This is a genomic window from Streptacidiphilus melanogenes, assembly GCF_000787835.1.
In the GTDB taxonomy this organism is placed as follows: Bacteria; Actinomycetota; Actinomycetes; order Streptomycetales; family Streptomycetaceae; genus Streptacidiphilus; species Streptacidiphilus melanogenes.
Window position 1 is genome coordinate 1 of sequence record NZ_BBPP01000059.1, and the last position, 16,343, is coordinate 16,343.

The 16,343-nt window shown below is 75.1% G+C and carries 2 protein-coding genes; both read right to left on the reverse strand.

Annotated elements, in window-relative coordinates:
- On the reverse strand, nucleotides 1–7,248 hold a 7,248-nt coding region (locus tag TR49_RS35885; RefSeq protein WP_042389813.1), incomplete at its 3' end, for a type I polyketide synthase.
- A gap of 512 nt (nucleotides 7,249–7,760) precedes the next feature.
- Nucleotides 7,761–16,343, reverse strand: an 8,583-nt coding sequence (locus TR49_RS35890; RefSeq protein WP_152627642.1) for a type I polyketide synthase, incomplete at its 5' end; no start/stop codon positions are given.

Consider the following 16,343-nt stretch of genomic DNA (forward strand, 5'->3'; position numbering starts at 1 on the left):
GGCCGTCTCGTCGATCCGCTCACCCGCGAAGACCACCTCGCGCAGCGGACGATCCAGCAGCCCGTCCAGCTCCGCGCACGCCGCATCGAAGGCCGACGCGAACACCGGGAACGCCTCATACAGCTCGCGGCCCATCCCGGCCCGCTGACTCCCCTGACCGGTGAACAGGAACGCCGTCCGGCCCGCCGACCCGGCCGTCCCCAGCACCGCACGCGCCGTCGGCGCACCGGCCGCCAAGGCGGTGAGCTCCGCGTCGAGCAGGTCGCGTGCGGCGACCGGCAACACGGCACGGTGCTCGAAGGCGCTCCGCGTGGTGGCGAGCGACCAGCCGACGTCGGGCACCGACGACTCGGGCCGCTCGCGCAGGTGGTCGCGCAGTCGCTCGGCCTGGGCGCGCAGCGCCTCGGGGCTCTTGGCGGAGAGCACCACGGGCACCACCCGCGTGGGGGCCGCCGGGTCCGGCTGGGCGGTCGTGGCGCCGCGCGGCGCGGGCGGCTCCTCGATGATCGTGTGGGCGTTCGTGCCGCTGATCCCGAAAGAGGAGACGCCGGCCCGGCGGGGGCGACCGGTCTGCGGCCACGCGCGCGCCTCGGTCAGCAGCTCGACCGCGCCCTCGGTCCAGTCCACGTGCGTGGACGGCTCCGTGACGTGCAGGGTCTGCGGCAGCACGCCGTGCCGCATCGCCATGATGACCTTGATGACGCCGGCGACGCCGGCGGCGGCCTGGGTGTGGCCCAGGTTCGACTTGACCGAGCCGAGCCACAGCGGCTGGTCGGCCGGGCGCTCGCGGCCATAGGTGGCCAGCAGCGCCTGGGCCTCGATCGGGTCGCCCAGGGTGGTGCCGGTGCCGTGCGCCTCGACCAGGTCGATCTGGTCCGCTGTGAGCGCCGCCGAAGCCAGGGCCTGGCGGATGACGCGCTGCTGCGAAGGTCCGTTGGGGGCGGTCAGGCCGTTGCTGGCGCCGTCCTGGTTGATCGCCGAGCCGCGCACGATCGCCAGCACGGGGTGGCCGTTGCGGCGCGCGTCCGACAGGCGCTCGATCAGCAGCATGCCCGCGCCTTCGGCCCAGCCGGTGCCGTCCGCGCTTTCGGAGAAGGATTTGCAGCGCCCGTCGCGGGCCAGGCCGCGCTGGCGGCTGAAGTCGATGAACGTGCTGGGAGCGGCCATCACCGTCGCGCCTCCGGCCAGCGCCAGCGTGCACTCGCCGGTGCGCAGGGCCTGGATCGCCCAGTGCAGGGCGACCAGCGAGGACGAGCAAGCCGTGTCGACGGTGACCGCCGGGCCCTCCAGGCCGAGCACGTAGGAGACACGGCCAGAGGCGATGCTGCCGGAGTTGCCGGTGCCGAGGTAGCCCTCGACGCCCGGCGGGATGGCGGGCAGACGGGAGATGTAGTCGTGGTACATGATCCCGGCGAAGACGCCGGTCCGGCTGCCGCGCACGGTCTCCGGGTCGATCCCGGCGCGCTCGAACGCCTCCCAGGAGGTCTCCAGCAGCAGCCGCTGCTGCGGGTCCATCGCCAGCGCCTCGCGCGGGCTGATGCCGAAGAACGCCGGGTCGAACTCGCTGGCGTTGTGCAGGAACCCGCCCTCGCTGGTGTACGAGGTGCCGGGGTGGTCCGGGTCCGGGTGGTAGAGGTTCTCGACGTCCCAGCCACGGTCGGTGGGGAAGGACGAGATGCCGTCGGCACCCTCGGCGATCATCCGCCAGAGGTCCTCGGGCGAGCGCACGCCGCCCGGGTAGCGGCAGGCCATGCCGACGATGGCGATCGGGTCGTCGTTGACGGCCGCCGCCGCGACGGGCGCGGCCTCGGCGATCGCCTCCCCCAGACCCAGCGCCTCGGTGAAGAGGTAGTCGGCGAGCGCGGCGGGGGTCGGGTAGTCGAAGACCACGGTGGCGGGCAGTCGCACACCCGCCGCGGCGTTCAGGCGGTTGCGCAGCTCGACCGAGGTGAGCGAGTCGAAGCCGGTCTCCCGGAAGGCCTTGGCCGGGTCGACGACGTGCGCGCCCGCATGGCCGAGCACCTGGGCGACCTGGGACCGGACCAACTCCAGCAGCTCGCGCTGCTGCTGCTCCTCCCCCAGCACCAGCAGCCGCTGGACCAGCGAGGCGCCGGCGGCGGTGGCCCCCGCGGCGGCCAGTCGGCGGGCCGGGGTACGGACGAGACCCGTGAGGACGGCGGGCAGTCGGCCGGTGCGGGCCTGCTGGCGCAGGCCCGCCGCGTCCAGCCGGATCGGGACCAGCGCCGCGGCGGGCTGGCCCAACGCGGCGTCGAAGAGGGCCAGGCCCAGGTCGGCGGTGAGGGGGGCGACGCCGCTGCGGGTCATCCGCTGAACGTCGGCCTCGTCCAGGGTGCCGGCCATACCGCCCGCCCACAGGCCCCAGGCCAGCGAGGTGGCCGCCAGACCGGCCGCCCCGCGGTGCTGGGCGAGGGCGTCGAGGAACGCGTTGGCAGCGGCGTAGTTGCCCTGCCCGGCGGCGCCGAGGACGCCGGAGGCGGAGGAGAACAGCACGAAGGCGGAGAGGTTCTGGTCTCGCGTCAGCTCGTGCAGGTGCCAGGCCGCGTCCACCTTCGGGCGCAGCACGGTGTCGATGCGCTCGGGGGTGAGCGAGGAGATAATGCCGTCGTCCAGCACACCGGCGGTGTGCACCACGGCGGTCAGCGGGCGCTCCAGCGAGCCCAGCAGTGCGGCGAGCGCCTCGCGGTCGGCCACGTCACAGGCCGCGACGGAGACGTGCGCGCCCAGCGCGACGAGTTCGGCGACGAGATCGGCGGCTCCGGGAGCCTCGGCCCCGCGTCGGGAGACCAGCAGCAGGCGACGCGCGCCGTGCTCGGTCACCAAGTGCCGGGCGAACAGGCCGCCCAGGGCGCCCGTGGCCCCGGTCAGCAGCACTGTCCCCTCGGGATCAAGCTCCGGCGCGACACCCGCACCGCCCGCAGCCACCCGCGCCAGACGCGGCGCGAACGCCTCACCCGCGCGCAGCGCCAACTGCGGCTCACCGCAGTCGACAGCGGCAGCGAGCACGGACAGCGAGGCAGCGTCCTCGTCGAGATCCACCAGCACGATCCGACCTGGGTTCTCCGACTGCGCCGAACGCACCAGACCCCAGACGGCAGCCGACGCCAGGTCACGGACGCCCTCACCCTCACCGGCAGCGACCGCACCACGCGTCACCACCACCAGGCGGGAGGCCGCGAACACCTCCTCGGCCAACCACGTCTGAAGCAGTTCCAGCGCGCGGTGCACCGCCGCGCGCACCTGCTGCGGGGAGTCCGCAGCGGTGCCGTCCCCGATCGGCAGGTAGAGGATGCCGGGCGCGTGGTCCTCGGCGTCCAGGCGGGCGGACATCGCGGCCAGGTCGAGCGGGGCGTCGACGCCGTGACCTGCGGCCAGCAGCCCGGAGGCCAGGTCCAGCCGGTCGGGGCCGACCACGGTGTGCCGCTCGGTCGGGGTGTCGGTGCCGTCGGGCAGGGCGAGGGTGGTCCAGGACTGGGCGAAGAGGGCGTCGGCGACCGCGGCGGCACGGGTGTCGCCACCGGTCAGCTGCTCGGGGGCGAGCGGCCGCAGCATCAGGCTCTCCACCGTGGAGACCGGCGTGCCGGCGACGTCCACGGCCGTCAGGGTCACCGTGTCGGGGCCAACGGGCGCGATGCGCACCCGCAGGGCGGCGGCGCCCACCGCGTGCAGCGTCACCCCGCTCCAGGAGAACGGCAGGCGACCCTGGGCGGGCTGGTCGCTCTCGGCGGTCGCCGCGCCGGGCAGCGCGGCGCTCTGCAGCGCGGTGGCGTGCAGCGCGGCGTCGAGCAGCGCCGGGTGCAGGCCGAAGCCGGCCGCGTCGGCGGCGCTCTCCTCGGGGAGAGCGACCTCCGCGAAGACCTCCTGGCCGCGCACCCAGGCCGCGCGCAGGCCGCGGAAGGTCGGGCCGTAGCCGAACTGCGCCTCGGTGAGGGCCGGGTAGAAGTCGGCCAGGTCGACGGGCCGGGCGTCGGCGGGCGGCCAGACAGCGGGGTCGAAGCCGACCTCGGGTGCGGCGGCCGTGGTGCCCAGCAGACCGTCGGCGTGCCGGGTCCAGGGCTCGTCGTCGGCGTCGTCCTCGGGGCGGGAGTAGACGGTCAGTGGGCGCAGGCCCGACGCGTCTGCCTGGCCGACCCACAACTGCACCTGGACGCCGCCCGTTTCGGGCAGCACCAGGGGCGCCTCGAGGGTCAGCTCCTCCAGCCGGTCGCAGCCGACGTGGTCGCCGGCGCGGATCGCCAGCTCGACGAAGGCGGTGCCGGGGAGCAGCACCGAGCCGGACACCGCGTGGTCGGCCAGCCAGGGGTGGGTGGAGAGGGACAGTCGGCCGGAGAAGAAGAAGCCGTCGCTGTCGGCCAGCGCCACGGCGGCGCCCAGCAGCGGGTGGTCGGCCGAGCCGAGGCCGATCGCGCGGGCGTCGGTGGTCAGCGGGGCGGACCGGTCGATCCAGTAGGCCTCGTGCTGGAAGGCATAGGTGGGCAGGTCGACGCGGCGGGCGTCGAGGCCGGTGAAGACCCCGGGCCAGTCCAGCCTGACGCCGCGGGCGAAGAGCCGGCCGAGAGCGGCGGTGAAGGTCCGCGCCTCCGACCGTCCGGGGCGCAGCACCGGGGTGAAGGCGGCCTCGCGGGTGGCACACTCCTGGGACAGGGCGGTGAGGGTGCCATCGGGGCCGAGCTCCAGGAAGGTGCGCGCCCCCTCGTTCTCCAGGGCCAGCACCGCGTCGTGGAAGCGGACGGCCTCACGGACGTGCCGCACCCAGTAGTCCGGCGAGCACAGCTCCTCGGCGGTGGCGAGCCGACCGGTGAGGGTGGAGACGATCGGGATGCGCGGCGCGGCGTAGGTCAGGCGCTCGGCGACCGCGCGGAAGGTGTCCAGCATGCCGTCCATGAGCGGCGAGTGGAACGCGTGGCTGACGGTGAGCCGCTTGGTCTTCCGGCCCTGGGCCTCCAGCCGCTCGCTCACCTCCAGGACGGCCTGCTCGGTGCCCGAGATCACCACGGAGGCGGGCCCGTTGACGGCCGCGACGCTGATCTCGCCCGCGCGGCCGGCCAGCAGCGGCAAGACCTCGTCCTCGCTCGCCCGCACGGCGCTCATCGCGCCGCCGGAGGGCAGCTGCTGCATCAGCCGCCCGCGCGCGGCGACCAGGGCGGCGGCATGGCCGAGGGAGAGCACGCCGGAGACGTGGGCGGCGGCGAGCTCACCGATCGAGTGTCCGGCCAGGAAGTCCGGACGGACGCCCCAGGACTCGGTCAGCCGGAACAGCGCCACTTCGAGGGCGAACAGCGCGGGCTGGGTGTAGCCGGTCTGGTGGATCAGCTCCGGGTCGGCGACGGCGTCCTTGAGCGGACGGTCCAGGTAGCGGTCGAGCTCGGCGCAGACCGTGTCGTAGGCCTGGGCGAACGCCGGGAACGCGTCGTACAGTTCGGCGCCCATGGCGAGACGCTGGCTGCCCTGCCCGGCCAGCAGGTAGGCCAGCTTTCCGACCGAACCGGTGACGCCCTGTGGCACGTTGGCCTCGCCGCGCGTGAACGCGGCCAGGGACTCGCGCAGTTCGGCGCGGTCCGCGCCGACCAGGACGGCGCGGTGCTCGAAGGCGGCCCGGGAGGTGGCCAGCGAGTAGGCGACGTCGGCGGCGGACGGCTCGGGCTCGGCGTCCAGGCGCGCGAGCAGCCGCTCGGCCTGGTCGGTGAGCGCCTGGGCGGTACGGCCCGACAGCACCCACGGCACCACCGAGGTACGCGACGTGTCCGTGCTCGGCCCGCCCGCGTCCTGCGTGTCCGCGTCCTGCACGTCCGTGCCCGGCGCGGCCGCGTCCGGCTCGGGCTCCTGCGCCGTCACCTCCACCAGGGCCGGGGCCTGCTCGATGATGGCGTGCGCGTTGGTGCCGCTGAAGCCGAAGGAGGACACACCGGCGCGGCGCGGCTCCTCGCGCTCGGGCCAGTCCTGCTCGGTGGAGAGCACCCGGACCGCGCCGGCGCTCCAGTCGACGACGGGCGAGGCCGTGTCGGCGTGCAGGGTGCGCGGCAGCAGGCCCTTCCGCATCGCCATGACCATCTTGATGACACCGGCCACGCCGGCCGCCGCCTGGGTGTGGGCGATGTTGGACTTCACCGAGCCCAGCCACAGCGGGCGGTCCTCGGGGCGGTCCTTGCCGTAGGTGGCCAGCAGCGCCTGGGCCTCGATCGGGTCGCCCAGGGTGGTGCCGGTGCCGTGTGCCTCGACCGCGTCGACCTGCTGGGCCGTCAGCCGGGCGTTCTCCAGCGCCTGGCGGATCACCCGCTGCTGCGCGGGGCCGCTGGGGGCGGTCAGGCCGTTGCTGGCGCCGTCCTGGTTGACGGCGGTGCCGCGCACGACGGCCAGCACCGGGTGTCCGTTGCGTCGGGCGTCGCCGAGCCGCTCCAGCAGCAGCATGCCGACGCCCTCGCCCCAGCCGGTGCCGTCGGCCTCGGCGGAGAACGCCTTGCAGCGCCCGTCGGCGGCCAGGCCGCGCTGGCGGCTGAAGTCGACGAAGGCCTCGGGTGTGGACATGACGGTCACGCCACCGGCCAGGGCCAGCGTGGACTCGCCGCGCCGCAGCGACTGCACGGCCAGGTGCAGGGCGACCAGCGAGGACGAGCAGGCGGTGTCGATGGTGAGCGCCGGGCCCTCCAGGCCCAGCGCGTACGCGACCCGGCCGGACGCGATGCTGGCCGAGCTGCCGGTGCCCAGGAACGCCTCGACGCCCTCCGGCACGGCGTGCAGGCGGGCGGCGTAGTTGTGGTAGATGACACCGGCGAAGACACCGGTCCGGCTGCCGCGCAGGGTGGTCGGGTCGATGCCGGCACGCTCGAAGGCCTCCCAGGAGGTCTCCAGCAGCAGGCGCTGCTGCGGGTCCATCGCCGTCGCCTCGCGCGGCGAGATCCCGAAGAACGCCGGGTCGAACTCGGTGGCCCCGTGCAGGAAGCCGCCCACGTCGACGTAGGAGGTGCCGGGGTGGTCGGGGTCGGGGTGGTAGAGGTTCTCGACGTCCCAGCCGCGGTTGACGGGGAAGCCGTCGACGGCGTCCCGGCCCTCGCTGACCAGCTGCCACAGCTCCTCCGGCGAGCCGACGTCGCCCGGCAGGCGGCAGGCCATGCCGACGATCGCGATCGGCTCGTGGTCGGTGTCCTCCACCTCCTGGAGGCGCTGGCGGGTCTGCGCCAGATCGGCGGTCACCCACTTGAGGTAGTCACGCAGCGTCTCTTCATTCGCCATCTAATTGCCCACCTCTTCAGCGCATCCGGTCGGCTCACGTCGGGCTTCGACGGTTCTCACCGGCCGGAGTTCGCAGGAACGACCCCGACGGCATGCAGGGCCGCCGATCGGAGTCCTCGGCGACCTCGGGCGACGGGAGTCCTCCCAGGTCGCCTACGCATTTCGCTATCCGAGATGATGGGCGGCGGCCCGACCGCCCCTCAACCCCTATCCGTCCCCTAGGGCCTGGGGCGACCGGCCGGTCCGGCCTGCCGAACAGGCCTGGTGGCGGGGACGTCGCCCACCCGGGGACTGCTCGGCCGGCCCCTGGGAACGCACTGCCCGCCGTCGCGGGGCGCGAGGGCGGGCAGCGCGGCGGCACGGCGCACGAGGGCCGTCGGGACCGCCGTTCGGGGCGGGCGGGTTGCCCGCCCGGGCCAGGGTGGGCTCGCTCGGGATCGAGCCCGGACGGGAGCCGGCCCGGGGCCCGGACGCGCGCGGCGTCCGAGCCGTCGGATCGTCCTCTCAGGCGGTCAGTCGCCCTCCCCCTGGGACCGGCCGAGCTGGTTGTTGATGAAGGCGAACAGCTCGTCGTCGGAGGCGGCCTTCAGCTGCTCGGTCGCCACCGCGCCGCCGGTCGGGGCCGCGCCGCCGGTCGGCGTCGCCGGGACGGAGAGCGCGCCCAGCAGGGCCTGCAGTCGGGCCGCCAGGGTGCCGCGCACCTCACCGTCGAGGACCGGACCCGCCCCGAACGCCGCCTCCAGCCGGTCGAGCTCGGCCAGCAGCGGCTGCGCGGAGGCGGCCGGTGCCGGGACGATCTCGGTGAGCAGCAGCTCGGCGAGGGCGGCCGGGGTCGGGTGGTCGAAGACCAGCGTCGCGGACAGCCGCAGGCCGGTGGCCGCGTTCATCCGGTTCCGCAGCTCGATGCCGGTCAGCGAGTCGAACCCGAGCTCCTTGAAGGCCCGTTCGGCCTCCACGGACTCCGGCCCGGCGTGCCCGAGGACCGCCGCGACCTGGGTGCAGACCAGTTCCAGCAGGAGCTTGTGACGCTCCTCCTGGTCGAGACCGGCCAGCCGCTGCTCCAGCGTCGGGCCCTCGACGGCTCCGACGGCGGCCCGCACGGCGCGGCGCGCGGGAGCCCGCACCAGGCCGCGCAGCAGCGGCGGGACGGCGGCCGGGTCGGCGTGGGCCCGCAGCCCGGCGACGTCCAGGCCCATCGGGGCGACGGTGGCGCGGCCGAGCCCGGCTGCGGTGTCGAGCAGCTCCAGGCCCTGGGCGGAGGACAGCGGTGTGATGCCGCCACGCGACATCCGCTGCAGGTCGGTCTCCGCCAGGTTGCCGGTCATCCCGCTGCTCTCGGCCCACAGGCCCCAGGCCAGCGAGACTGCGGGCAGGCCGAGTCGGGCACGACGGGTGGCCAGCGCGTCCAGGAAGGCGTTGGCCGCCGCGTAGTTGCCCTGCCCGGCGCTGGAGAAGGTGCCCGCGACGGAGGAGAAGAGCACGAACGCGGACAGGTCCAGCCCGGCGGTCAGCTCGTGCAGGTTGAGCGCGGCGTCCGCCTTGGGGCGCAGCACGGTGTCCAGCCGCTCCTCGGTGAGCGCGGAGACCACTCCGTCGTCGATCACACCGGCGGTGTGGATGACGGCGGTGAGCGGGCGCGGCAGCTCGGTGAGCAGCTTGGCCAGCGCGTCGCGGTCGGCCACGTCACACGCGGCGAGCCGCACCGAGGCCCCCAACTGCTCCAGCTCGGCAGCGAGTTCGGCCGCACCGGGGGCATCGGCGCCGCGTCGGCTGGTGAGCAGCAGGTGCCGGGCGCCGTGCTCGGTCACCATCCGCCGGGCCACCAGGGTCCCGAGGGTGCCGGTGGCACCGGTGACGAGGACGGTGCCGTCCTGGTCCAGCGGGGCCGGGACGGTGAGGACGACCTTGCCGACGTGCTTGGCCTGGGAGACGAAGCGGAACGCCTCCGGCGCCCGGTGGATGTCCCAGGTGGCGATCGGCAGGTGCGCCAGCGCCCCCTGGTCGAACAGGGCGAGGACGGCGGCGAGCATCTCGCCGGTGCGCTCGGGGCCCGCCTCGATCAGATCGAAGCCCTGGTACTGCACGCCCGGGTGGTCGGCCGCGACCTGCTCGGGGTCGCGGACGTCGGTCTTGCCCATTTCGACGAACCGGCCGCCGCGCGGCAGCAGCCGCAGCGAGGCGTCCACGAACTCCCGGGCGAGGGAGTCCAGGACCACGTCCACCCCTCGGCCGCCGCTGGCAGCCCGGAAGCGGTCCTCGAACTCCAGATCACGCGAGGACGCGATGTGCTCCTCGTCCAGACCCAGCGAGCGCAGCGCGTCCCATTTGCCCGCGCTGGCCGTGCCGTAGACCTCGGCACCCAGGTGGCGGGCGAGCTGGACGGCGGCCATGCCCACGCCGCCGGCGGCGGCGTGGATCAGGACCGACTCACCGGACGTCAGCCCGGCGAGGTCGACCAGCGCGTAGTAGGCCGTCAGGTAGACCACGGGCACGGAGGCGGCCTGGGCGAAGGTCCAGCTGTCGGGCATCCTCGCGATCATCCGGCGGTCGACGACGGCGACCGGGCCGAAGCCGCCCGACAGCATGCCGAACACCCGGTCCCCGACCTCCAGGTCGGTGACGCCCGGACCGAGCTCCAGCACCACACCGGCGCCTTCCAGGCCCAGCAGACCCGCGTTGCCCGGGTACATGCCCAGCGCGTTCAGCACGTCACGGAAGTTCAGGCCCGCGGCCCGCACGCCGATCCGCACGCTGCCGGGCTCCAGCGGCGCGAGCGCCGGGGGGTGCTCGACCAGGGCCAGGTTGTCCAGCGTGCCCTTGACCGGGATGCCCAGTCGCCAGGCGGTCGTGTCCTGCGGCGGGGTCAGCGCCTCGTCGACGGCGATCCTGGCCAGACGCGGCACGAGGCAGGCATCCTGACGTACCGCCAGCTCCGGCTCGCCGCCGGCCAGCGCCGCCGCCAGCTGTTCCGCTGAGAGATCGGCCGCGTCCAGGTCGAGGAGCACGAACCGGTCCGGGTTCTCCGCCTGCGCGGAACGCACCAGACCCCACACCGCCGCACCAGCCGGATCGGCCAAGGCCTCACCCGCAAGCGGCGCGACCGCACCGTGCGTCACCACCACCAGCCGCGCATCAGCGAACCGGTCCTCGGCCAGCCAGGACTGCACCAGCCCCAGCGCCCGGTGCGAAGCCTCCCGCACCGCATCCGCCGACAACTCACCACCTGCCGACCCGCAGGACGCGAACACCACGTCCGGGACGACCTCGGCCGCCGCCAGATCCGCCAGATCAGCGAAGTCCTCGACCGTGACACCGTCGAGCGCACCACCGAGCGCACCCCAACGACCACGCTCGACGCCGTCGGCAGCCACCGGCAGCGCCGTCCACTCCACCCGGAACAGCGACTCGTGGTGCGCACCCCGAGCGGCGCCACGCAGCTGGTCGGCGGCGACCGGGCGCAGCACGAGGGACTCGACGGTGGCCACCGGCGCGCCGGTGGCGTCGGCGAGGGTGAGGGCGACCGCGTCCGTGCCCTGCGGGCTGATCCGCACCCGCAGGGTGGAGGCACCGGCCGCGTGCAGGGTGACGCCGCTCCAGGCGAAGGGCAGTCGGCCGCCCTCGGCACCGGTTCCCTGGAGGAAGGTGCCGTGCAGCGCGGCGTCGAGCAGCGCGGGGTGCAGCCCGAACAGGCTCCCGTCCGGCTCGGTGCCCTCGGGCAGGCGGACCTCGGCGAAGATCTCCTCGCCGCGCTGCCAGGCGGCGGTCAGGCCCTGGAAGGCCGGTCCGTAGGCGAATCCGCCGACCGCCAGGCGCTCGTAGAAGCCGGTGGTCTCCAGCGGCACCGCGTCGGCCGGCGGCCACGCGGTCAGGTCGACGGCGTCGGCCGGCTCAGCGGACCGGCCGGTGCCCAGCGCGCCGTCGGCGTGCCTGGTCCACGGCTCGTCGGGCGCCGCGTCCTCGGGACGGGAGTGCACGGAGAGGACCCGGCGGCCCGACTCGTCGGCGGGGCCGAGCCAGAGCTGGACCTGGAGCGCGCCGCTGTGCGGCAGCACCAGGGGGGCCATCAGGGTCAGCTCCTCCAGGCGGTCGCAGCCCGCCTGGTCGCCCGCGCGGACCGCGAGCTCGACGAAGGCGGTGCCCGGCAGCAGGACCGTCCCCGAGACTGCGTGATCGGCCAGCCAGGGGTGGGTGTCCAGGGCGAGCCGCCCGGTGAACAGGAAGCCGTCCGACTCGGCCAGCGGGGCGGCGGCGCCGAGCAGCGGGTGCTCCGGGGTCAGCAGCCCGGCCGAGGCGACGTCCGCGGCCCACAGCGCCGGAGCCTCCAGCCAGTACCGCTCGCGCTGGAAGGCGTAGGTCGGCAGGTCCACCCGGCGCGCCCCGGTACCGGCGAAGACCGCCGGCCAGTCCAGGGCGACACCGCGCACGTGCAGCTGGGCGAGCGCCGTGGTGAACGTGCGCGCCTCGTCGCGGTCGCGACGCAGCACGGGCGTGAAGACCGCGTCCGCGGTCACGCACTCCTGGCCGAGCGCGGCGAGGGTGCCGTCCGGGCCCAACTCCAGGAAGGTGCGGACGCCTTCGTCCTCCAGGGCCTCGATCGCGTCCGCGAAGCGGACGGCCTCGCGGACGTGGCGCACCCAGTACTCGGGCGTCGCCAGGTCGGCGTCCCGGTCCAGGGTGGAGACGATCGGGAGCTGCGGGGCGTGGTAGGTCACCTGCTCCGCCACCGCGCGGAACGCGTCCAGCATCGGGTCCATCAGCGGCGAGTGGAACGCGTGGCTGACCGTCAGCTGCTTGGTCTTGCAACCCTGCGCGGCCAACTGCCCCGCGATCTCGGCGACAGCCTCTTCGGTGCCCGACAGCACCACGGACGTGGGCCCGTTGACCGCCGCGATCCCCACCTCGTCTGTGAGCAGCGGCAGCACCTCGCCCTCGGCGGCCTGGACGGCGACCATCGCGCCACCGGCGGGCAGCGCCTGCATGAGGCGACCCCGCGCGGCGACCAGCCGGGCCGCGTCGGCGAGCGAGAGGACACCCGCGACGTGGGCGGCGGCCAGCTCGCCGATCGAGTGCCCGGCCAGGAAGTCCGCGTGGACACCCCAGGACTCGACCAGGCGGAAGAGCGCCACCTCGAGCGCGAACAGCGCCGGCTGGGTGTACTCGGTCCGGTCGATCAGCTCGGCGGCGTCCGCGAGCGGGGTTTCCAGGTGCCGGTCCAGCTCCGCACGGACCGCGTCGTAGGCGGCGGCGAACACCGGGAACGCCTCGTACAGTTGGGCGCCCATGCCGACCCGCTGGCTGCCCTGCCCGGCGAAGAGGAACGCCGTGCGCGGCGTGCTGCCTGCGGCTCCCTCGACCAGGTTGCCGGACGGCTCACCGGTGGCGAACGCCGCCAGTCCGCGCAGCAGCTCTTCGCGGTCGGCGCCGACCACGGCGGCGCGCTGCTCCAGGCTGCCGCGCGTGACGGCCAGCGAGTAGGCGACGTCCACCGGGTGCGCCTCGGGGTCGGCGGCCAGCCGCTCGTGCAGCTTGGCCGCCTGACCGCGCAACGCCTCTCGGGTCTTCGCGGAGAGCACCCAGGGCAGTGCGGCCGGGCCGACCGGCTCGGCCTGGGAGACCGGCTCTGGCGCCTGCTCGATGATGGCGTGCGCGTTGGTGCCGCTGACGCCGAAGGACGAGACGCCCGCGCGACGTGGCCGGCCCGTCTGCGGCCACTCGCGCGCCTCGGTGAGCAGTTCCACCGCTCCGGCCGACCAGTCGACGTGCGGGGTGGGCTCGTCCACGTGCAGGGTCTGCGGGAGCACGCCGTGACGCATCGCCATGACCATCTTGATGATCCCGGCGGCTCCGGCGGCGGCCTGGGTGTGGCCGAGGTTCGACTTGATCGAGCCGAGCCAGAGCGGCCGGTCGTCGCTGTGTTCCTCGCCGTAGGTGGCGAGCAGGGCCTGGGCCTCGATCGGGTCACCCAGCGAGGTGCCGGTGCCGTGCGCCTCGACCGCGTCCACCTGGTCCGCCGTCAGGCCGGAGTTGGCCAGTGCGGCGCGGATCACCCGCTGCTGCGCCGGGCCGTTGGGGGCGGTGAGGCCGTTGCTGGCACCGTCCTGGTTGACGGCGGTGCCGCGCACGATCGCCAGCACCGGGTGCCCGTTGCGGCGGGCGTCGCTGAGCCGCTCGACGAGCAGCATGCCGACGCCCTCGGCCCAGCTGGTCCCGTCCGCGTCGGCGGAGAAGGACTTGCAGCGGCCGCTGGAGGAGAGGCCGCCCTGACGGGCGAAGTCGACGAAGGTGTCGGGCGTGGCCATCACCGTCACGCCGCCCGCCAGCGCGAGCGTGCACTCGCCGCTGCGCAGCGCCTGGGCGGCCAGGTGCAGCGCGACCAGCGAGGACGAGCAGGCGGTGTCCACGGTGACCGCCGGGCCCTCCAGGCCGAAGGTGTAGGACACGCGGCCCGAGGCGACGCTGCCGGCTCCGCCGGTGCCGAGGTAGCCCGCGACCTCCTCGGGGACGGCGGGCAGGCGGGTGACGTAGTCGTGGTACATCACGCCCGCGAAGACGCCCGTGCGGCTGCCCTTGACCGAGGCCGGGTCGATCCCGGCCCGCTCGAACGCCTCCCAGGACGCCTCCAGCAGCAGCCGCTGCTGCGGGTCCATCGCCAGCGCCTCGCGCGGGTTGATGCCGAAGAAGGTCGGGTCGAAGGCGCTGGCGTCGTGCAGGAAGCCGCCCTGCAGCGCGGCCCCGGCCCGCTCGGTGTCGGCGCTGTGCAGCGCGTCGACCAGCCAGCCACGGTCGGCGGGGAAGCCGGAGATGCCGTCGCGGCCGTCGGTGACCAGCTGCCACAGCTCCTCGGGCGTGGTCACGCCGCCGGGGTAGCGGCAGGCCATGCCGATGATCGCGATCGGGTCGTCGGAGACTCCCGTGGTAGCGCGCAGGGTCGCCGGGGTGGCGGCGGTCTGCGCGGAGCCGCGGAGCTCGGCACCCAACTGATCGGCGAGGGCAGCCGGGTTCGGGTAGTCGAAGACCAGGGTGGCCGGCAGCCGCAGGCCGGTGGCCGCGTTCAGGCGGTTGCGCAGTTCGACGGCGGTCAGCGAGTCGAAGCCGAGCTCCTTGAAGGCGAGGTGCGGCTCGACGGCGTCCGCGTCGGCGTGACCGAGCACGGCGGCCACCTGGCCGGTGACCAGGGTCAGCAGCGCCTTGCGCTGCTCGGTCTCCGGCAGCGCGGCCAGCTGGCGGGCGAACGAGTCGCCGGCCTGCTCGGCCTGGGCGGCGCGCCGGGCCGGGGCCCGGACCAGGCCGCGCAGCAGGGCGGGCAGCGCGGGGCTCGCGGCCTGGGCTCGCAGCCCGGCCAGGTCAAGGCGGATCGGGACGTAGCCCGCGCCGCCCAGGGCGACGGCGGTGTCGAGCAGGGACAGGCCCTCCTCGCTGGAGAGCGCGGCGACCCCGCCGCGCGCCATCCGCTGGAGATCGGCCTCCTCCAATGTGCCGGTCATGCCGCTGCGTTCGGCCCACAGGCCCCAGGCCAGCGCGGTGGCCGGCAGCCCGGAGGTCCGGCGGTGGTGCGCGAGGGCGTCCAGGAAGGCGTTGGCGGCGGCGTAGTTGGCCTGACCGGGTCCGCCGAGCGTGGCGGCGGCCGCCGAGAAGAGCACGAACGCGGAGAGGTTCAGACCCTGCGTCAGTTCGTGCAGGTGCCAGGCCGCGTCCACCTTGGGGCGCAGCACCGGAGTCAGCCGCTCGGGGGTGAGCGCGGAGACGATGCCGTCGTCCAGGACGCCCGCGGTGTGCACCACGGCGCCGAGCGGGTGCTCCAGCGAGCCGAGCAGCGCGGCCAGCGCGTCGCGGTCGGCGACGTCGCAGGCGGCCAGCGTCACCTCGGCGCCCGACTCGGCCAGCTCGGCGACGAGTTCGGCCGCACCCGCGGCGTCCGCACCACGCCGGGAGACCAGCAGCAGGCGGCGCACGCCGTGCTCGACGACCAGGTGACGGGCGACCAGCGCGCCCAGCGTGCCGGTCGCGCCGGTGACCAGCACGGTGCGGTCGGCGTCGAACACCGGCGCCGCGTCGACGGCCGCGGCGGTGACCCGCGCCAGCCGGGGCACCCGGGCGGTGCCCTCGCGCAGCGCGAGCTGCGGCTCCTCGGTGGCCACCGCGGCGGGCAGCACCCCGAGCGAAGCCTCGTGGTCGAGGTCGAGCAGGACCAGTCGGCCCGGGTTCTCCATCTGGGCCGAGCGGACCAGGCCCCAGACCGTGGCGGCGGCCAGGTCGGCGACCGCCTCGCCCGAGGTGACGGCGAGCGCGCCGCGGGTGACCAGCACCAGCCGGGCGTCGGCGAACCGGTCGGCGGCCAGCCACTCCTGGACCAGGGCCAGGGCATGACGGGCCGTCGCGTGCGCGGCCCCCGGCAGCTCGCCGGTCTCCGCCCTCACGACCGTCAGCACGGTGTCGGGCGTCGCCGCGCCGGACGCGACAGCGCTGTCCAGCGCGGACAGGTCGGCATAACCGGGCAGGTCCAGGCCGAGCGGCTCCGCGCCGAGCAGCGCCCAGCGCGTGGTGTCGGCGGTGCCGAGAGCGGCGGGCTGCCACTCCACGGTGAACAGCGACTCGTGGTGGGCGCCCCGTGCGGCCTGCACCTGGGCGGCCGAGACCGGCCGCAGCAGCAGCGAGTCGACCCGGGCGACGGGCGCGCCGGTGCTGTCGGCGACGGTGACCGAGACGCAGTCCTCGCCCGCCGGGGAGAGGCGCACCCGCAGGGTGTCGGCGCCCGAGGCGTGCAGGGTGACGCCGCTCCAGGCGAACGGCAGCCGACCGGACTCGCTGGGGCTCAGCAGGGAGCCCATGCCGACGCCGTGCAGGGCGGCGTCGAGCAGCGCGGGGTGCAGCCCGAACAGGCGGGCGTCTGCCTTGGCCTGCTCGGGCAGCCGGACCTCGGCGAAGATCTCGTCGCCCGACTGCCAGGCGGCGCGCAGGCCCTGGAAGACCGGGCCGTAGCCGAAACCGGCCTCGGCCAGGTACGGGTAGAGTCCCTCGGTCTCGACCGGGGTGGCGTCGGCCGGGGGCCAGCTGTCCAGGCCCAACGGCTCGGCCCGCCGCTCTGCGGCGGCGGG